Origin of the sequence: Streptomyces sp. NPDC018964 (assembly GCF_044390325.1) — a bacterium.
Taxonomy (GTDB): Bacteria; Actinomycetota; Actinomycetes; order Streptomycetales; family Streptomycetaceae; genus Streptomyces.
Genome location: NZ_JBIRYZ010000006.1, coordinates 23,677 through 41,259 on the forward strand (window position 1 = coordinate 23,677; position 17,583 = coordinate 41,259).

Genomic DNA, 17,583 nt, shown 5'->3' on the forward strand with positions numbered 1-17,583 from the left:
GTGGGTCTGTGAGGGTGGCCCGGCGCGTGGACCGGCCGGGCGGTGGGGCGGAGAAGCGACGGCTTCTCCGCCCCCGGGACAGCTCAGCTACCCCGGAACACCCCGGTGACGGAAGCCGTCTAGTAGCACTCCATGTCGGAGTCCATACCGAGACGCATCGACAGGCCGTTCAGTGTGAACGTGCCGGCCGTGGTCGCCCACGCCGTCTGCTCGACGTTGTAGAGGTGGGCCACCCTCGCCTGCTGGGCGAAGCCACCCGGCAGGGTGGTCTTCTCGTCCTTGTTGGCGGGACCACGCGTCTTGTCCTGGACCGCGACACCGATGTCGATGTCCTCGAACTTCGCATCGGCGTCGAGCTGGGCGACGTCGATGTAGAGGTTCTCGGCCGTGACCGGCTTCTGCCTGCCCGCGTCAAGACGGAGGTAGACCGTCTTGCCGATAAGAGGGATCTTCGTCGCCACCGACTGGCACATCTTGGTGATCTTTGCGGTGTCGAACGACGAGATCGCGACCGGGACCGGCTTCTTTTCCTTGCCCTCGGTCGACGTGTAGACGGTGTCGATGCCACCGTACTGGGCGAATCCCTCACCCTTCAGGTAATCCGCCGTCACCTTGAACTGCTGGCCGGACACGCTGAACGACGCCGCGAGGGCGCCCTGCGCCAGACCGACACCCACCGCCGCCGTCGCGAGCACGCTGGGCACCATGACCACAGCGAACCGCTTCCATCTGGTCCCGCCACGCACTTGGGACTCCATATTTCCTCCTTCTCGGACGTACATCTCCTGCTCCGGCCCGTCGCCGTGAACGGCGGCTCGGCAGGGCAGGGATGGGAGAAGTGCTACGTCCTCGGGAAGGAGAGCGCCCGAGCTCGGCGGCGCGTACCACGCACCCGATCACCGGCGATCACCCCCGAGCGACAACCACTGGTCGCGCCTGACACGCATCACGCACAACCCTGCTGGACAGGCTTCGCCGGGTGGGCGAAGACCCCCCTGTCCGAGAACCGGCGTCATTGCCGCCGGTCCTGCTCGGTGGGGACCCAGGAGCTCCCGCGGCCCGACCGGCTGTCGGGGTACGGGCAATGGACCGAGCGTCGCCGATCGTGGTGCATTCTCGCCGTCGACACAAGGGGGTTCGTTACTGGCTAGTAACGGCCGGATAACCACACGACGACCCGCCGGTTCCGTTCGGCGACGCTGGGTGCACCGCAGGGACCGTGCAAAACCATTGACCGCTGGACATAATCCGACAGATCGCCGGTCGCGACTTACTCGCAGTAACAGCGGCCGCGATTACCAAGATTTGGCAAAGCGCGGCCGCATCGGCATCCGTGATCCGTTCGACGACTCGAACCCCACGCGCCCGAACCCCCGGCAAACCAGCCGGAATCGGGCGACGCGACGGTGCCCGGGTCGCTCAGAACAGGGCCCGCGCCAGCGCCCGGCGCGCGGCGACCACGCGCGGGTCGTCGGCACCGACCACCTCGAACAGCTCCAGCAGCCGCACCCGTACGGCATTGCGGTCGTCGCCCGCGGTGCGTGCCACCGTGTCGATGAGCCGGCCGAAGGCGTCCTCGACATGACCGCCCACCAGGTCCAGGTCGGCGGCGGCGATCTGTGCCCCGGCGTCCCCCGGCTTCTCGGCGGCGTCCTTGCGCACCTGCTGCGGGTCCAGGCCCTGCACCCGCTGGAGCAGTTCGGCCTGGGCGAGACCCAGGGTGGCCTCGGGGTTGGCCGGGTCGTCGGCGAGCACGTTCTTGTACGCCTGGACGGCACCGGCGAGGTCACCGCTGTCCAGGGCCTGAACGGCGGCCTCCAGCAGGGCGTCGTACGGACCGGCGGCCTCGCCCGGAGCGGCCTGGGCGGCACCGCCCGGCTCGGCGTCGGGGTCGACGGCGAGGCCGGTCAGGCCGAAGCGCTGCTCGCCGACCTGCACCAACTGGTCCAGGGTCTGGCGGATCTGCGCCTCGCCCGCGGCCCCCTGGAAGAGCGGCAGCGCCTGTCCGGCCACCACCGCGAAGACCGCCGGGATCCCCTGGATCCCGAACTGCTGCATCAGCATCTGGTTGGCGTCGACGTCGATCTTGGCGAGGAGGATGCGTCCGTTGTACTCGACGGTGAGCCGCTCAAGGAGCGGGCTCAGCTGCTTGCAGGGCTCGCACCACTCGGCCCAGAAGTCGATGACGACCGGGACCTCGGTGGACCGCTGCAGGACGTCGCGCTCGAAGCCGGCCTCGTCGACGTCGATGACGAGATCGGCCGGGGAGATCGCGCCCCCGCCGCCCTGACGGGCCGCCTCCGCGCGCGCCTGCTCCGCCTTCGCCTTGGCCTCCTGGGCCGCCTTCACCGCGGCGAGGTCGACGACTCCGCTCATGGACATGTTCCGTGGCTGCATGCGTCTATCCTCCCCCGTACGGCGCGCGTAAGTGAAAACGCCCGGGAAAGCCAGGCGTACGTGTGTTGTTGACGCCGGGTCCCCACCCCGCGCCGGTGGTCGTCGCTCGGGCGCATCGGTCATGCGCGCTTTCGCTACGGGTCGTAGCGTAATGCCGGCCGGGGCCCGCTGAACACCCTGTCCCGGTGATCTCCCTCACCACCGCACGGAACCGGCCGGTTATCGTCGGACCATGCAGAGCCGCACCCCCGCCGGTCGCGCCGGGCGCCCGCGCAGCGCCGCCGCGGACGCCGCGATCCTGGCCGCGACCCGTGCGGCCCTGGTCGAACTGGGCTGGTCCAAGCTCACCCTGGGGGACGTGGCGCTCCGCGCCGGGGTCGCCAAGACCACCCTCTACCGGCGCTGGGCCGGCAAGAACGAACTGGTCGTGGACGCGGTCGCGGAACTCTTCGACGAGCTGACCCTGCCCGACCGCGGCTCGCTCGCCGCCGACATCGAGGGCGTGGTGCTCCAGTTCGCGGCGATCCTGGCCCGCCCGGAGGCCAGGAACGGCCTGATGGCGGTGGTGGCGGAGGCCACCCGCGACGACGCCCTGCGCGAACGCATCCGCGCCTCGATCGTGGACCGGCAGAAGCGTCTCGTCCTCACCGGCCGGGCGCGGGCGCAGGCGCGGGGCGAGCTGCCGCCCGAGCCCGACGCGCGGGAGGCGGAACGCACGGTCGACCTGATCTTCGACATGGTGGCCGGCGCGGTGGTGCACCGCACCCTGGTGAGCGCGGAACCGGCCGACGAGCGGTGGGTGCACGGCTTCACCCGGGTCCTGCTGTCGGGCCTCTCCGCCGCCCCCGGCCCCGGCTGACCGGGGCCGGCCGCGGTCGGCCGATAGTCGTCTGTCACCGCCCTCGGCGCGCTGCGAGGATCACGATCACCCCCACAGGGGATGTACGGGACGCCGAGCAGCCGGGGAGGCGCACATGACCGGGACAGGGACCGAATCCGCCGCCGCACGGATCGACACCTCCAGGCCGCACCCGGCCCGGGTCTACGACTGGTTCCTCGGCGGCAAGGACAACTACCCGGTCGACGAGGAACTGGGCCGGCGGATCATGGGCGTCGACGGCACGGCCCGGCACGTCGCCCGCACCAACCGCTGGTTCATGCAGCGGGTCACCCGGTGGCTGGCCGGTGAGGCGGGGATCCGCCAGTTCCTGGACATCGGCACCGGCATCCCCACCGAGCCCAATCTGCACCAGGTGGCGCAGGGCATCGCGCCGGAGTGCCGCGTCGTCTACACGGACAACGACCCGATCGTGCTGAAGCACGCCGAGGCGCTCCTGCACAGCGCCCCCGAGGGCGTCACCGACTACGTCCAGGCCGATGTGCGCGAGCCCGGCCGCATCCTGGAACAGGCCCGCGAGACCCTGGACTTCGAGCGGCCGGTGGCGCTGTCCCTGGTGGCGCTGACGCACTTCCTCGGCGACGAGGACGACCCGTACGGGCTGGTGGCACGGCTCGTCGAGGCGCTGCCGTCCGGCAGCCACCTCGTCCTGTCGCAGCTCACCGCAGACTTCGACCCGGAGGCGGTCGGCCGCGGCGTCGAGATGTACGAGGCGGGCGGCGTCACCCTCGCGCCGCGCGGCCGTGCGGAGATCGCCCGCTTCTTCGAAGGGCTGGAGCCGGTGGAGCCGGGCCTGGTCCGGCTGACCGACTGGCACCCCGAGCTCGCGGTCGGCGAGACCACCGACGAGAACGCGGTGATCTCGCTGTACGGGGCGGTGGCCCGCAAGCCGTGACCCGATCGCGCGGAGAGGCCCCCTCATGGTGAGCGGGCTCCGCCGGGAGACGAACGACGGGACCCCTTGTTACGGTGCCCCGATGGCATCGGCCAAGAAGTTCCAAGTCACCTTCGACTGCGCGGAACCCGAGCGCCTCGCCCGTTTCTGGTGCGAGGTGTTGGGGTACGTCGTACCGCCTCCGCCGGAAGGGTTCGCCACGTGGGACGACTACAAGCAGTCCCAGCCCCCCGAGCAGCGGGATTCATGGTTCGCCTGCGTCGACCCCACAGGGGTGGGCCCGCGCCTGTACTTCCAGCGCGTACCTGAAGGCAAGGTCGTCAAGAACCGGGTGCACCTCGACGTGCGGGTTGCCACCGGTCTAGTGGGCGAGGAGCGCCTCGCCGCACTCGAGGCCGAATGCGCACGGCTGGTCGCGCTTGGCGCGGTACACGTGCAAACGCTGTACGACGGCAACGATGCGTGCATTCCGATGCAGGACATCGAGGGCAACGAGTTCTGTCTCGACTGAGCGTCTTCCGGGACGAGGCGGGGGCCGTCTCCCCTGCCGCGGTGCCCAGGTCGGTGGGCTGTGCCCTGCCGGGCAGAGCCCACCGACCTGACCGAGCGGCGTCGGGTCTAGAACCCGGCGGGCTCCGTGTACACGCCCCACTCGTCGCGCAGGACGCCGCAGATCTCGCCGAGGGTCGCCTCCGCGCGTACGGCGTCCAGCATCGGCCCGATCATGTTGGCGCCGGACCGCGCGGCCGCGACCATGGCGTCGAGCGCGCCGCGCACCCGGGCGTCGTCGCGGGCGGCCCTGCGCTCGCCGAGCAGCCGGACCTGCTCGCGCTCCACCTCGTGGCTGACGCGCAGGATCTCCAGGTCGCCGGTGACGGACCCGGTGTGGACGTTGACGCCGACGACCCGCTTGTCGCCCTTCTCCAGCGCCTGCTGGTAGCGGAACGCCGACTCGGCGATCTCGCCGGTGAACCAGCCGTCCTCGATGCCGCGCAGGATGCCGGAGGTGATGGGCCCGATCGGGTGCCTGCCGTCCGGGTGGGCGCGCAGGCCCCGCTCCTTGATCTGCTCGAAGATCTTCTCGGCGTCCGCCTCGATGCGGTCGGTGAGCTGCTCGACGTACCAGGAGCCGCCCAGCGGGTCGGCGACGTTGCCGACGCCGGTCTCCTCCATCAGCACCTGCTGGGTGCGCAGGGCGATCTCGGCGGCCTGCTCGCTGGGCAGCGCGAGGGTCTCGTCGAGGGCGTTGGTGTGCAGGGAGTTCGTCCCGCCGAGCACCGCCGCCAGCGCCTCCACGGCGGTCCGTACGACGTTGTTGTACGGCTGCTGCGCGGTCAGCGAGACACCGGCGGTCTGGGTGTGGAAGCGCAGCCACTGCGCCTTGTCGCTCTTCGCGCCGTACACGTCCCGCATCCAGCGCGCCCAGATGCGCCTGGCCGCGCGGAACTTGGCGATCTCCTCGAAGAAATCGACGTGCGCGTCGAAGAAGAAGGAGAGGCCGGGCGCGAACACGTCCACGTCCAGCCCGCGGCTGAGGCCCAGTTCCACGTACCCGAAGCCGTCGGCGAGCGTGTACGCCAGCTCCTGCGCGGCCGTCGCCCCGGCCTCGCGGATGTGGTAGCCGGAGACGGAGAGCGGCTTGTAGGCGGGGATGCCGGCGGCGCAGTGCTCCATCAGGTCGCCGATCAGGCGCAGATGGGGCTCGGGCTGGAAGAGCCACTCCTTCTGCGCGATGTACTCCTTGAAGATGTCCGTCTGCAGCGTGCCGTTGAGCACGGCCGGGTCGACGCCCTGGCGCTCGGCGGCGACGAGGTACATGCAGAAGACGGGCACGGCGGGCCCGCTGATCGTCATGGAGGTCGTCACGTCCCCGAGCGGGATGTCCCGGAACAGCACCTCCATGTCGGCGGCCGAGTCGATCGCCACCCCGCAGTGGCCGACCTCGCCCAGGGAGCGCGGGTCGTCGGAGTCGCGGCCCATGAGCGTCGGCATGTCGAAGGCGACGGAGAGGCCGCCCCCGCCGTTGCCGAGGATCATCTTGTACCGCTCGTTGGTCTGCTCCGCGTTCCCGAACCCGGCGAACTGCCGGATGGTCCACGTCCGCCCCCGGTAGCCGGTCGGGTACAGCCCGCGGGTGAAGGGGTACTCCCCCGGCCAGCCGATCCGCTCGAACCCCTCGTAGGTGTCCCCGGTCCGGGGCCCGTACACCGGCTCCACGGGATCGCCGGAGAGCGTGGTGAAATCCGCGTCGCGCTTGCGAGCGGCGTCGTACCGGGCCTGCCAGCGTCGGCGGCCCTCCTCGATGGCGTCAGCGTCCATACCCTCGAATTTACTAGGACGTCCAAGTAAATGTCGATGGGAGACCGCCGCACGCTGCTCCGTACGGCGGTGGGGCGCGCTACGCGACCGCGGGGGCCTCCTCCGCGATCCTGCCCTCCAGCTCACGGCTGATCCTGCGCTCCACGAAGAACGCGGCCGTGGGGACGGTCCCGGCGAGCAGCACCCACAGCTGCTTCTTGACCGGCCACTTCGCCTTGGAACCGAGGTCGAAGGCGAAGATCAGGTAGACGACGTACAGCCATCCGTGGGCGATGCTGACCACCTGCGTGAAGTCGGCCGCGCCACCCATGTCGAGCACGTACTTGCCGATCATGCCGAGGGTCAGCGCGACGAGGAGGACACCGGTGACGTAGGCCATGATCCGGTAGCGGGTCAGCACGCTTCGCTTCATGGAGTCGAGCGTAACGGGCCGTTCCGGGAGATCTTGGCGGGGGTCGGTCCCCCTCGAAGTCAGCGGGTGGCGCCCTCCGGCCACAGGACTCGTACCGGGATGGCGTTCCGCTCCACGTCCGCGCCCAGTCCGCGGTGCCCGGTGATCCCCGCCCGTATGCCCGCCCTCCCGCAGACAGGCGCCGTGCAGGCGCTCGTCGAAGTCGCGCGCCACCTTGGGCGGCGCGCTGGTCGTGAGGGTACGGCGCACCGCGTGGGCCCGGCAGGATCACGGCCGGTGGCCCAGCCACTCCTGTGGCAGTTTCTGGCCGGGTTCGTCGAGCCAGTACGTCTGGCCGTCGGGGGTGATGGTCACGCCGAAGCGTTCGCGGGTGGGGCGCCCCCGGGACTCGAACCACTCATATGCGCGTTCCACGGTGTCCCACAGTTTGCGGGGGCCGCTCTGGTGGACGGTGCCGTCTTCGACGTGCGCCCACGATCCGTCGCTGGTCCACATGCGATAGCCGGTGATGGTGCCCCCACTCATCTCCTGGGCTTCGCCGACCTCGCCGACGACGAGGGAGTGCACGAAGCGGAAGCCCTCGCCGCCGAGGTCGCGAGGATCGAAGGCGGCGTTCCGGTGGGTGAGGTTGTCGGACCGTCCTGGGTAGGGGACGCCGCCCGTGCTGTTCTCGTCGCGGGCCTTCATGAAATAGGAGCCACCGGCCAGAAAGCGTCCCAGGAGGGTACCGTCCTGGCCGACGGTGATGCGAGCGTTGCCCCAGCCGAGGGGGCAGACGATGACGCCCCCGGGCCGGACACCGCGCGCCAGGGCGTAGGGAAAGGCGTCGAATCCGCAGGTGATGATCAGCCGGTCCAACGGGGTGTCGGCCGGAAAGCCGGCACGGGCGTCCGCTGCCCGCACCGTCGGGTGATGGCCGACCTCACCGAGGCGGGCCTTGGCCAGCCGGGCGAGGTGGGCGTCGACCTCCACGGTGATCAGGTTCTCGTCGCCCGACCGGTGGCAGATCAGAGCCGCGTTGTAGCCGGTTCCGGTGGCGACCTCCCCGATCATGTCGCCGTCCTCGACGCCGAGCGCTTCGAGCATCTGGAGCATGAGGCTGGGCTGGGACGAGGAGGAGGTGGCCACATTTTCGGACACCTGTGTCGTCAGTGCGCGGTCGCTGTAGACCGCGTCGAAGTACCCATCGTCGTCGGCCGTGACAACGGCCCACTCACCGTTCACCTGGCGATGGAAGAAAGGGACGAACACGTGACGGGGCGTCTCGGCGACCGCGTTGTACCAGGCGGGATCGTGGAGGTGGCCGTCGTCGGCGAGCCGCTGGGTCATGCCCTGTCGCAGGGCTTTGAGGGCAAGGGTGTCCGGATAGCTCAACTGATCGCTCCTCGCAGGAGGGAGGCGTGCACCTCCGCGATGGGCAGTCCGGTGGCCTGGGCGATGAACTGCCACTGGCCGGCCGGGTTGCACTCGTAGAAGACCCATTCGCCGTCCGGGCGTACGGCGAAGTCGAAGGCCCCGTAGTTCAATTGGTAGAAGTTCATGAAGCGCCGTACTCGCCGGGCGACATCTTCAGGGATATCGACGGGCTCGTACTCCAGGGCGTCGTAGTCGCTGCGCCAGTCGGCACGCCCCCGTTCGCTTCTGGAGTGGATGGCGACGGGGAACATGCGGCTCCCGACGACGGTGAGGCGCACCTCGTACGCCTTGGGCACCCACTCCTGGAGGTAGTGGGCGGTCAGTTCCAGGGACTCGTCGAGGTCGCTGACGTCGAGGCGGCGGGTGGGGATCATCAGCGGTGGCCGGCCGACGAGGTCGAGAGAGGCTGCGGCGATGGGCTTGCACGCAAGCGGACCACCGACGCTTTCACCCCAGGTGCGTGCGGCGGCGAGGTCGTTGCCGATGAAAGAGCGGGGTACGCGCAGGCCACACACGGTGGCGGTGGTGAGCTGGCCCGGCTTGTGGGCGCTGGCCCGGTAGACGTCCGGGTGGTTCATCCAGGTGACCGGTAGCGAGGTGAGGACTTGCACCATGCCGACCAGGGCCTGGGCCAGCGCCCATTCCCGGTAGGCGTCATCGACCTCGGGAGAGAGGACCGGGAGGCCGGGCCGCCCGTAGTAGACGGCCCGGACCTCCTGGAACCGCACCGCGCGCCGGCTGGTCTCCAGGCTTCCGATCCATCCGGGCGCTGTGGCCCTGTGCTCGGCGGCCAGGGCGACCTGCTGGGGGAACTCGGCCAGATCGAACCGCAGCACAGGCGTTCCACTCTCGGTGAGTGTGTGAACCACCAGGTCGGCGGTGGGGTCGAGTTGCTCGGCGACGACGAGGACATGCCCGCGCGGTGTGGTCACTGTGTTACCTCGCGGCCTTCATCAGGCCGTGCGCGGCCGGCGCCTGCCCGGGGTCGGGCTCCTCGAACAGGTACGGGTCCTTCGTCTCGTCCGCCGGCCCGTTGGAGTCGTTGTTGGTGGCGGTGGAGGAGGCCGCGACGGGTTCCACGGCCCACAGTCCGCCGTCGGGGGTGATGTTGAGCTGGCGGTCCTCGTCGTAGTGGAACGAGTTGGGGTCGATCGTGACGGTGTAGGTGGGTGCCGGCGCCTGGGCGCCGAGGGGGACGAGAGTCGTGGTCATAAGGACTGCCTCCTTGAATGAGTGTGGTTGTCGTCGTGCCGCCCGCCCCGGTGATGGTGCGTATGGGTATCACCGGGGCGGGGTGGTACCCCGCCTCCCTGCCGCGATCTTCTGCCGGGGAGCCATCGGATCGTTTGCGCGGGGAGACGGGAGTCGGGTGTTCAGGCGCGGTCCCTCGCAGCGCAGTACTGCCACACCATGTGGTCCAGTTCGGCGATGCACATCGCGCAGCCGTAGAGCGGGGCCTGTGCCCCGGAGGAGACGACGGGACCGATCCAGGCCACGGTGACGTTCGAGCGCCGGCAGTACAGCCAGCACGTGCCGGTGACCCAGGGACTGTCAGGCAACCGGCGGCCCTCGAGGACGGGGGCGTCACACGCGGTGCGTCCGGGAGTGCTCATCGGGATGCGGCGGCGAGACGGTGGCGACGGTGCCGAGGGCACATGCAGGGCGGCCAGTTGTCGACGAGCGGGATCGTCTTGATCGGCGTCACCTCGTGCTTCTCGCGGATCACGATCCTCTTGCCGTCCGGAGTCACCCGGTACACCGCCATGGTCATCATGTGAGTCCTCAGCTCGCGGACGTTCCGTTGTTCGCTGTCTGTAATCAGTCAACGACACACTGAGTGAATGAAGGTGCACAGGAAGTGCACAAGGGCGTCGCATGGGTACTCGTGGCTGAGAACATGGAGGGACGGAGCAATCCGACTGGGAAGACATCACGTATGAGCGCAGAGAGCACCACGCCTGGGCCGGGCGCCAACGTCAAGGTCCTGCGCGTGCAGCGTGGCTGGCTGCAAGACCATCTGGCCGCCAGGGCAGGCATGTCGAAGTCCATGCTCGGCAAGATCGAGCGGGGTGAGCGCCCGCTGACGCAGGGCATGGGCGCGGCGTTGTCGAACGCTTTCGGGATCACGCTCGACGAGCTGCTCGGTCAGAGCCCGGTTGCCCCTGGTGAGGAGGACCGGCTGAAGGAGCTGCGGAATGTCATGCGGCGCTTCGATCTGCCCACGGACGAACCGGTGCGCGCCGAACTCCTGGAGCAGGGCCTGGCGGAACTCTTCCAGCTCCGCGGCGACGCCGATCTGGCCGGGGTGACGCAGCGGTTGCCCGGTCTCCTGCGTCGGGCGCAGGACCACGCACATGCGACGGGTCTGCCGGAGCACTGGGCGTGGGTGGCTGACGTCTACAGCGCGGTCTACTGGCTCGCCGCGCGGCACCGTTGGATGACGCTGGCGGAACTGGCGGTGGTCAAACAGCGGCAGGCGGCGGAGCGGGCGAACGCGTTGACTCGCGCCGTCGCGGCCCGGGACGAGGCCGGTACGTTCCTCAACGGAGGGGACTTCGCGGGCGGTCTCGCCGTGGTCGACCAGGCAGTGGTGGAGGTCGAGTCGACGCTGTCGGGCCGGGCCCGCAGCCTCGGGCTCGGGCTGCTGCATCTGCGGGGGATGACGCTCGCCGGCCGACTGGCGGACAAGAAGACCGCGCAGCGGCACATCGTGGCGGCGCTGAAGGCGGCCGAGGTCATCGACACCGACGTGAACGTCAACGGCATGCATTTCGGGCCGGAGAACACAGTGACGCATGTGGTGGCGACCAACGCGGACCTGAACAGGCACGCGGATGCGCTGGAGGCCGGGGAGAGGTATCTACGAGAGGGCCCCACGCTGCCCGCGACGCGTATCGGCCCGCTGCACATGAACGTGGCCCGGTCGAAACTGGCACTCGGTGACCGCGATGGGGCGGTGGACTCTCTCGCCGACGCGTGGAAGGCGACGCCTCAGATGGCGAAAGTGCACCCGACCTTCCAGGAACTGAGCCGGGTACTGGTATCACTGCACAAGCGGAGCAACCCGAAAGTGACCGCGCTGGCGAAGCGAGCGGGGATCGCCCTGTAGGAGGGGCATCAGCAGCCGTTCGCCGGCTCGCCGCACGCCGTCACGGTGAAGAGGCCGCGCCTCTGAACGCTGCCGCCGCGCTGTGGCACCGGCCGTCAGTCCTCCGCGAAGTCCCCCGCCGCCACCCGCAGCGGGCGGAGCATCGCGAAGAGTTCGCCGCACTCCTCGGCGTCGTACGCGCTGAGGCCGAAGTCCATGGCCATCAGGTCGCGGGTGGCGGACTCGACCACCTCGCGGCCCTTGTCGGTGATGGTCGCGAGGGTGCCGCGGCCGTCGTTGGGGTTGGGGCGCTTGGCGACCAGGCCCGAGCGCACCAGGCGGTCCACGGTGTTCGTCACCGACGTGGGGTGCACCATGAGCCGCTCGCCGATCTTGGACATCGGCAGCTCACCGGATTTGGAGAAGGTCAGCAGCACCAGCGCCTCGTACCGCGCGAACGTGAGCCCGTACGGTTTGACGACCGCGTCCACCTCGGCCAGCAGGATCTGCTGGGCCCGCATGATCGAGGTGATCGCGGCCATCGACGGTACGTTTCCCCAGCGCTGCTTCCAGAGTTCGTCGGCGCGGGCGATGGGATCGAACGAGAGACTGAGCGGCTTCGACACGAACCAGACCCTACCGGCCGGTCACATGCCGGTCAGCCCCGTCTCACTCATCGGTCCCGCCGCATCACGCAGTGAACCGCCGTCAGCGCAGGACATAGCTCCCCGCCCCCAGAACCGTGCGCAGGCGACCCTCCTCCCGGAGGGCGACGACGGCCTTCTGGACCGTCGACTGCGTCACGCCGTACTCCGCCGCCAGCGCGATCGTGCCGGGGAAGCGCTCACCGGGCTCCCATTCGCCGGCGTCCAGGCGTCGACGGAGGTCTGCGGCCACCTGGGGCCAGACGGGAACGGCGCGATCGAGGTCCATGCCTCCAGAATCCGCGGAAACACGGTTACGCGCTACCGCGTAAGGCCGTCACCGTAAGCATTCCGGCGACCGTGTGAACAGCGGACACAGGAAGAGGCCCGGTGGAGGTACCGGACTCTCCGGTACCTCCACCGGGCCCTGGGTGGACACCGTCCACCCGACACGGTTACTCGGCCAGATGCCTCTCGACGGTCTCCACCTTGGAGGTGAGGCCGTCCGTCACGTTCGGGCGGATGTCCGCCTTGAGGACGAGGGAGACGCGCGGGGCGCGGGCCTCCACGGCGGCCACGGCGCGCTTGACCACGTCCATGACCTCGTCCCACTCGCCCTCGATCGAGGTGAACATCGCGTCGGTGCGGTTCGGCAGGCCGGAGGCGCGGACCACGCGCACGGCGTCGGCGACGTACTCCCCCACGTCCTCGCCGACGCCCAGCGGTGTCACGGAGAAGGCGACGATCATGCGTTCACGACACCTTCGCTGCGGGCGCGGGAGGCGATCACCGCGTCCTCGGCCTCGCGCTTGAGTCGGCGGTCGGCGAAGAAGCCGCCGGTGGGCAGGACCGACATCAGGAAGTAGAAGGCGGCGGTGCCCAGCGACCACTTGGCGCGGTTCCAGGCGTCGGCCCAGAAGAGCACGTACAGGACGAAGAGGAAGCCGTGGACCGCGCCCATCACCGGGACGGCGTTGAAGTCCGTGGTCCGCTTCAGTACCGAGCAGACGAGCAGCAGGAGGAACGAGATCGCTTCGGGGCCCGAGACCAGGCGGAGGCGGCGGAGGGCGGAGGCGGTCTTGATGTCCACGGGTCACCTTCGATGGGAGAGACGTCGGCGTTGACGGGTCGGACGGCTTGTGAACGCACGCACAAGCGTCCCGCCATTGTGGCAAACTCCGTCCGCGATCAGCGGAGGGGGTCCGCGCGTCCCGTAGGGGGCCGGTCAGGGTGCGACTCCACCTTCGGGATCTGTCGGCGGGGGCGAAGGTGCGGCTACCGTCACAAGTGTGGCGATGTTCCGACTTCAGAGCAGCAAGGTGCTCGCCGTCGACATGACCGGGGATGCCGTGAAGGCGAAGAACGGCTCCATGGTCGCGTACGACGGCGAGATGGCCTTCAAGAAGCTCAGCGGTGGCGGTGAAGGGCTGAGGGGGATGGTGACCCGCAGGCTCACGGGTGAGCAGATGACGTTGATGGAGGTGAAAGGGCACGGGACCTGCTTCTTCGCGGACCGTGCCTCCGAGATCAATCTGGTGGGTCTGCGGGGCGACAAGCTGTACGTGGAGTCCAGCAACCTGCTGGCGACCGACGGCGGCCTGCGCACGGGGACGAGTTTCACGGGGATGCGCGGGGCCTCGCAGGGCAACGGGCTGTTCACGACCACGGTCGAGGGCCACGGCCAGGCGGCGCTCCTGTCGGACGGGCCGGCCGTGCTGCTCCGGGTCAGCCCGCAGTACCCGCTGACGGTCGACCCGGGCGCCTATGTGGCCCACCAGGGGAACCTGCGGCAGTCCTTCCAGTCGGGTGTGACCTTCCGCACGCTGCTGGGCGAGGGCGGCGGCGAGGCCTTCCAGATCCGGTTCGAGGGCGACGGGCTGGTCTACGTGCAGCCCAGTGAGCGGAACACGATCGCGGGGGACGTGTGACATGGGCTTCCGGGAGATCAACGCGAAGATGATCGAGGCGACGGTGTCGCCGGGTCAGCGGCTGTTCAGTCAGCGCGGCGCGATGCTCGCGTACAAGGGGGAGGTCAGCTTCACCCCGAACATGGCCGGCGGTCAGGGCGGGCTGATGTCGATGATCGGGCGGCGGGTCGCCGACGAGGACACGCCGCTGATGACCGTCGAGGGCAGCGGCACCGTGCTGTTCGGGCACGGCGGCCACCACGTGCAGGTGATCGATCTCGCCGGGGACACGCTGTACGTCGAGGCCGACCGGCTGCTGGCCTTCGAGGGCACGCTGCAGCAGGGCACGGTGTTCCTCGGCTCGCAGGGCGGGGTGATGGGCATGGTCCGGGGGCAGGTCTCCGGGCAGGGGCTGTTCACGACGTCGCTGAAGGGGCACGGCTCCGTCGCGGTGATGGCCCACGGAGGGGTCATCGAGGTCCCGATCACCCCGCAGCGGCCGGTGCACGTCGACCCGCAGGCCTACGTCGCCCACCACGGCGACGTACGCAACAAGCTGTCGACCGCGCTCGGCTGGCGGGACATGGTGGGCCGCGGCTCCGGCGAGGCCTTCCAGTTGGAGCTGAGCGGCAGCGGTGCCGTGTACGTCCAGGCCTCGGAGGAGAAGCTTTGACGTCCTCCCCCGCTGAAGGCGGGGGATTCCTGGCTCAGGCTGCCTCCGGGAGCAGCGCTCCCAGAGGTCTTGTGCCCTCGGCACCAGCCGGGTTGAGACCAGCCCGGACGAGCATCACACGCGCAGAGTTCTTGTCCCTGGGGGACACGGCTCCGCACGCGGTGCAGGTGTAGGTACGTTCCGAAAGAGGAAGTGCGTGCTTGGTTCTCGCTCCGCACGACGCGCAGTCCATGGTGGTGTGCGCAGGGTGCACGAGACGCACATCGCGCCCGTGCTTGCGGCCCATCTCGATCAGGGCCTGCTTGGTGGCGCCGATCGCCGCGTCGGCGGCTTTGCGGGCCATGGTCGACTTGGCGAGGAACTTCGGCCGGAAGTCCTCGACGGCGATCGCGTCGTGGTCGCGGACGACGCGTTTGGCCCACTTGCGGGCGGTGTCCTGCCGCTGCCGGGCGACCTTCTTGTGCAGCTTCGCGGCCTGCGCCTGCGCCTGTCGGTATCCCTTGGATGCCGCCTGCCCACGATCGGGCTTACGACGGGCCATCATCCGCTGGTAGCGGGCGAGGCGCTGAGCGGCGGTCTTCCCGTGCTGAGCGTGGTGGAGGTCGTGGGGGTCGGATGTGGTGGTGGCGGTTTCCTTGACACCCCAGTCCACGCCAAGCACGCGGCCCGTGGCGGGGAGCGGCTGGGCCTCGGTGGCGACGACGAACGAGGCGTACCAGTGTCCGACCGCATCGCGGTACACGCGCACCGACGAGGGGGCGGCCGGGAGTTCACGCGACCACACCACCGTCAGCGTGATGCCGCCCGCCAGGTGGAGACGGCCGTCCTTCAGCCGGAAGCCCCGGGTGGTGTAGTTCAGCGTGGGCAGGGCCTCACGCTTCCTCTTGTGGCGTGGCATCCCGGCGCGTTGCCGCATCGGCAGGCGCTTGTCGATGTCCTTGAGCGCCTTGGAACGGGACGTGGCGAAGTCGCGGATGGTCTGCTGCTGCGGCACCGAGGCGCCTTCCCGGAGCCACGGCGTACGGGCGCGGGCCCCGGTCAGCATCTTGTCGAGCTGGGCCGGGCCGCACGTCAGTTTGTCGCCGGGGTGCGTGCGGTTGTGGGTGTGCACGGCGCGGGACTTGGCCACACACTCATTCCACACCCAGCGGCAGCGGTCCCACTCGGCGAGCAGCGCCGACCGGGCGGTCGACGACACACGCAGCCGGTAGGTGTACCGGGCATGCCCGGTATTCCCCGAAGCCTTCCAATGTGTCGCCATGATGTCACTTTAGCACTGACTAACCATCAAGAAGCCACTACTCTGGGGTCATGGATGAAGAGAAGCGCATCACGCTCCGACTGCCCACCGGCCTGCATGAATGGCTGGCCACTCAGGCCAAGTCCGCCCGGAGGTCTCTCAACTCCGAGATCGTCTACCGCCTGGAGGCCGAGCGCGACGCCGCCGCGACTGACGCCGAAAGACCGTGACGGCGATCCGACTCACCCCGCCCCGCCCCACAGAAGTCCGATCCCTCTTCGGCCCGAAGGCCGAGGCACCTTCGGAGGAACACGGTGAGCACGCACAGAACGCCAGGCGTCGGCCCCACGGTCTTCGACCCGGCGACGCTGCCGGCCGACGACAACGTCGATCACCACACCTTCTGCGTGGAGCTCAAGGGCACCCAGTGGTTCATGCAGAAGGGGAAGATGATCGCCTACTACGGTTCGATCGAGTTCAACGGGATCGGGCACGGGCGGCTCGACCGGCTCGTCCGTACGTCGTTCCATTCGCCTCTGCACGCGAGCGACTGGGTCGTGGCGGAGGGCTCGGGCAAGATGCTCCTCGCCGACCGGGCCTTCGACGTGAATTCGTACGACCTGGAGGACGGCAACCTGACCATTCGCTCGGGCAACCTCCTCGCTTTTCAGCCAAGTCTCGCGCTCAAGCAGTCGATCGTGCCGGGCTTCCTGACGCTGATCGGAACCGGGAAGTTCGTGGCGGCCTCCAACGGTCCGGTGGTGTTCATGGAACCCCCCATCCGGGTGGACCCGCAGGCGCTGGTCGGATGGGCGGACTGCCCCTCCCCGTGTCACCACTACGACCACGGCTACATGACCGGCGTGATGGGCGGTCTACGTGCGCTGACGGGCCTCGGCGGGGCCTCCGGCGAGGAGCACCAGTTCGAGTTCGTGGGGGCGGGCACGGTGCTGCTCCAGTCCTCCGAGACGCTGATGGCGGAGCAGGCCACGGGGGTGACCCCGCACGAGCCGGGGGTGCCCGGTGGCGGGGTTCCGGGAGGCCACGGACAGGGCTCGGGCACACCGCGCCTTCCCGGACAGCTGGGAGACCTCCAGCGTCGCTTCGGGCTGTGAGCGGTAGTGTGCGGGGTGTGACATCGAACGCCTGAGCGCGGTGCCACACGGAAGCCTTATTAGTTCGCCATTCAACTTCCTTAGGTAGACTTCATTCATGGAGACCGAGACGGCCACCCGCTGGCTGACCAATGCGGAGCAGTGCGCCTGGCGCACCCACCTGGAGGTCAACAGGCTGTTGACGTACCAGCTCGAGAAGGATCTGCAGCCGTTCGGCCTGACGATGAACGACTACGAGATCCTGGTGAACCTGTCCGAGTCGGAGGACCGGCGGATGCGGATGAGCGACCTCGCCTCCGCCACCATGCAGTCCAAGAGCCGCCTCTCGCACCAGATCACCCGCATGGAGAACGCGCATCTGGTCCGGCGGGAGAACTGCGAGTCCGACCGCCGCGGGCTGTACGCGGTCCTCACCGACCACGGCATGGAGACCATGCAGAAGGTCGCGCCCCATCACGTGGCGTCCGTGCGCCGGCACTTCATCGACCTGCTCTCCCCCGAGGCGCTCACCGAGCTCGACAAGGCCCTCAAGCCCATCGCCGAGCACCTGCTGGGGCAGCGGGGGCGTCACTGACGGCC

General features: G+C 69.3%; 23 protein-coding genes. 9 read left to right on the top strand and 14 right to left on the bottom strand.

The features are described from left to right. Positions 1–119 precede the first annotated feature (119 nt). A complete protein-coding gene (locus ACH5AO_RS11745; RefSeq protein ID WP_398924076.1) occupies positions 120–758 on the bottom strand; it encodes a DUF6230 family protein in 639 nt (212 codons plus the stop codon). A gap of 661 nt (positions 759–1,419) precedes the next feature. Next, positions 1,420–2,397: a tetratricopeptide repeat protein gene (locus ACH5AO_RS11750; protein ID WP_398924077.1), complete on the bottom strand. Its 978-nt coding sequence runs from the start codon at positions 2,395–2,397 to the stop codon at positions 1,420–1,422. Positions 2,398–2,629: 232 nt separating this feature from the next. On the opposite strand from ACH5AO_RS11750, the gene ACH5AO_RS11755 reads away from it, so the two are divergent. From ACH5AO_RS11755 to ACH5AO_RS11765, 3 genes are all read left to right on the top strand, one after another. Continuing rightward, positions 2,630–3,256 (top strand): TetR/AcrR family transcriptional regulator, encoded by a 627-nt coding sequence (locus tag ACH5AO_RS11755; protein WP_398924078.1) that lies wholly within the window; start codon positions 2,630–2,632, stop codon positions 3,254–3,256. A gap of 115 nt (positions 3,257–3,371) precedes the next feature. After that, positions 3,372–4,190: an SAM-dependent methyltransferase gene (locus tag ACH5AO_RS11760; protein WP_398924079.1), complete on the top strand. Its 819-nt coding sequence runs from the start codon at positions 3,372–3,374 to the stop codon at positions 4,188–4,190. 82 nt (positions 4,191–4,272) lie between these two features. After that, positions 4,273–4,701 (top strand): VOC family protein, encoded by a 429-nt coding sequence (locus ACH5AO_RS11765; protein ID WP_398924080.1) that lies wholly within the window; start codon positions 4,273–4,275, stop codon positions 4,699–4,701. 107 nt (positions 4,702–4,808) lie between these two features. On the opposite strand, the gene ACH5AO_RS11770 is transcribed toward ACH5AO_RS11765, so the two are convergent. The 7 genes from ACH5AO_RS11770 to ACH5AO_RS11800 form a co-directional block, all read right to left on the bottom strand. Beyond that, positions 4,809–6,509 carry a methylmalonyl-CoA mutase gene (locus ACH5AO_RS11770; RefSeq protein ID WP_398924081.1) on the bottom strand — a complete coding sequence of 567 codons (1,701 nt, stop codon included), beginning with the start codon at positions 6,507–6,509 and terminating at the stop codon, positions 4,809–4,811. 79 nt (positions 6,510–6,588) lie between these two features. Continuing rightward, positions 6,589–6,921: a DUF3817 domain-containing protein gene (locus ACH5AO_RS11775; protein ID WP_398924082.1), complete on the bottom strand. Its 333-nt coding sequence runs from the start codon at positions 6,919–6,921 to the stop codon at positions 6,589–6,591. Positions 6,922–7,188: 267 nt separating this feature from the next. After that, entirely contained in the window at positions 7,189–8,295 is a 1,107-nt protein-coding gene (locus ACH5AO_RS11780) for a protein-L-isoaspartate(D-aspartate) O-methyltransferase (protein ID WP_398924083.1), read from the bottom strand. Beyond that, a complete protein-coding gene (locus ACH5AO_RS11785) occupies positions 8,292–9,269 on the bottom strand; it encodes an MvdC/MvdD family ATP grasp protein (RefSeq protein ID WP_398924084.1) in 978 nt (325 codons plus the stop codon). Before ACH5AO_RS11785 ends, ACH5AO_RS11780 begins: the two co-directional genes overlap by 4 nt. 4 nt (positions 9,270–9,273) lie before the next feature. After that, complete coding sequence (locus ACH5AO_RS11790; protein WP_398924085.1) at positions 9,274–9,549, bottom strand: hypothetical protein; 276 nt, start codon at positions 9,547–9,549, stop codon at positions 9,274–9,276. A gap of 161 nt (positions 9,550–9,710) precedes the next feature. Continuing rightward, a complete protein-coding gene (locus ACH5AO_RS11795) occupies positions 9,711–9,896 on the bottom strand; it encodes a hypothetical protein (RefSeq protein WP_398924086.1) in 186 nt (61 codons plus the stop codon). Between the two features lie 50 nt (positions 9,897–9,946). Next, positions 9,947–10,111: a hypothetical protein gene (locus ACH5AO_RS11800; protein ID WP_398924087.1), complete on the bottom strand. Its 165-nt coding sequence runs from the start codon at positions 10,109–10,111 to the stop codon at positions 9,947–9,949. 162 nt (positions 10,112–10,273) lie between these two features. Between ACH5AO_RS11800 and ACH5AO_RS11805 the strand changes: the two genes are divergently transcribed. Continuing rightward, positions 10,274–11,446 carry a helix-turn-helix domain-containing protein gene (locus ACH5AO_RS11805; RefSeq protein ID WP_398924088.1) on the top strand — a complete coding sequence of 391 codons (1,173 nt, stop codon included), beginning with the start codon at positions 10,274–10,276 and terminating at the stop codon, positions 11,444–11,446. 95 nt (positions 11,447–11,541) lie between these two features. Here ACH5AO_RS11805 and ACH5AO_RS11810 read toward each other — a convergent pair whose 3' ends face one another. From ACH5AO_RS11810 to ACH5AO_RS11825, 4 genes are all read right to left on the bottom strand, one after another. Continuing rightward, on the bottom strand, positions 11,542–12,051 hold the full coding sequence (locus ACH5AO_RS11810; protein ID WP_398924089.1) for a MarR family winged helix-turn-helix transcriptional regulator: 510 nt from the start codon (positions 12,049–12,051) through the stop codon (positions 11,542–11,544). 82 nt (positions 12,052–12,133) lie between these two features. Continuing rightward, complete coding sequence (locus ACH5AO_RS11815; protein WP_398924090.1) at positions 12,134–12,358, bottom strand: GntR family transcriptional regulator; 225 nt, start codon at positions 12,356–12,358, stop codon at positions 12,134–12,136. A 166-nt stretch (positions 12,359–12,524) separates the two neighbouring features. Next, positions 12,525–12,818: an MTH1187 family thiamine-binding protein gene (locus ACH5AO_RS11820; RefSeq protein ID WP_030860515.1), complete on the bottom strand. Its 294-nt coding sequence runs from the start codon at positions 12,816–12,818 to the stop codon at positions 12,525–12,527. Then, positions 12,815–13,159 carry a DUF3817 domain-containing protein gene (locus ACH5AO_RS11825; protein ID WP_398924091.1) on the bottom strand — a complete coding sequence of 115 codons (345 nt, stop codon included), beginning with the start codon at positions 13,157–13,159 and terminating at the stop codon, positions 12,815–12,817. The genes ACH5AO_RS11820 and ACH5AO_RS11825 overlap by 4 nt, the downstream gene beginning before the upstream one ends. Positions 13,160–13,364: 205 nt before the next feature. Here ACH5AO_RS11825 and ACH5AO_RS11830 point away from each other — a divergent pair, with 205 nt between their 5' ends. Both ACH5AO_RS11830 and ACH5AO_RS11835 read left to right on the top strand, forming a co-directional pair. Beyond that, positions 13,365–13,997, top strand: a complete 633-nt coding sequence (locus tag ACH5AO_RS11830; RefSeq protein WP_398924092.1) for an AIM24 family protein — start codon at positions 13,365–13,367, stop codon at positions 13,995–13,997. Position 13,998: 1 nt separating this feature from the next. After that, a complete protein-coding gene (locus ACH5AO_RS11835) occupies positions 13,999–14,649 on the top strand; it encodes an AIM24 family protein (RefSeq protein WP_398924093.1) in 651 nt (216 codons plus the stop codon). Between the two features lie 34 nt (positions 14,650–14,683). Here the strand turns inward: ACH5AO_RS11835 and ACH5AO_RS11840 are convergent, their stop codons facing one another. Continuing rightward, positions 14,684–15,910 (bottom strand): RNA-guided endonuclease InsQ/TnpB family protein, encoded by a 1,227-nt coding sequence (locus tag ACH5AO_RS11840; RefSeq protein ID WP_398924094.1) that lies wholly within the window; start codon positions 15,908–15,910, stop codon positions 14,684–14,686. A gap of 50 nt (positions 15,911–15,960) precedes the next feature. Between ACH5AO_RS11840 and ACH5AO_RS11845 the strand changes: the two genes are divergently transcribed. The 3 genes from ACH5AO_RS11845 (at position 15,961) to ACH5AO_RS11855 (ending at position 17,578) form a co-directional block, all read left to right on the top strand. Continuing rightward, positions 15,961–16,119: an Arc family DNA-binding protein gene (locus ACH5AO_RS11845; protein ID WP_398924095.1), complete on the top strand. Its 159-nt coding sequence runs from the start codon at positions 15,961–15,963 to the stop codon at positions 16,117–16,119. 84 nt (positions 16,120–16,203) lie between these two features. After that, positions 16,204–17,004 (top strand): AIM24 family protein, encoded by an 801-nt coding sequence (locus tag ACH5AO_RS11850; protein WP_398924096.1) that lies wholly within the window; start codon positions 16,204–16,206, stop codon positions 17,002–17,004. Between the two features lie 97 nt (positions 17,005–17,101). Then, positions 17,102–17,578 carry a MarR family winged helix-turn-helix transcriptional regulator gene (locus ACH5AO_RS11855; protein WP_398924097.1) on the top strand — a complete coding sequence of 159 codons (477 nt, stop codon included), beginning with the start codon at positions 17,102–17,104 and terminating at the stop codon, positions 17,576–17,578. The last annotated feature ends 5 nt before the right edge of the window (positions 17,579–17,583 follow it).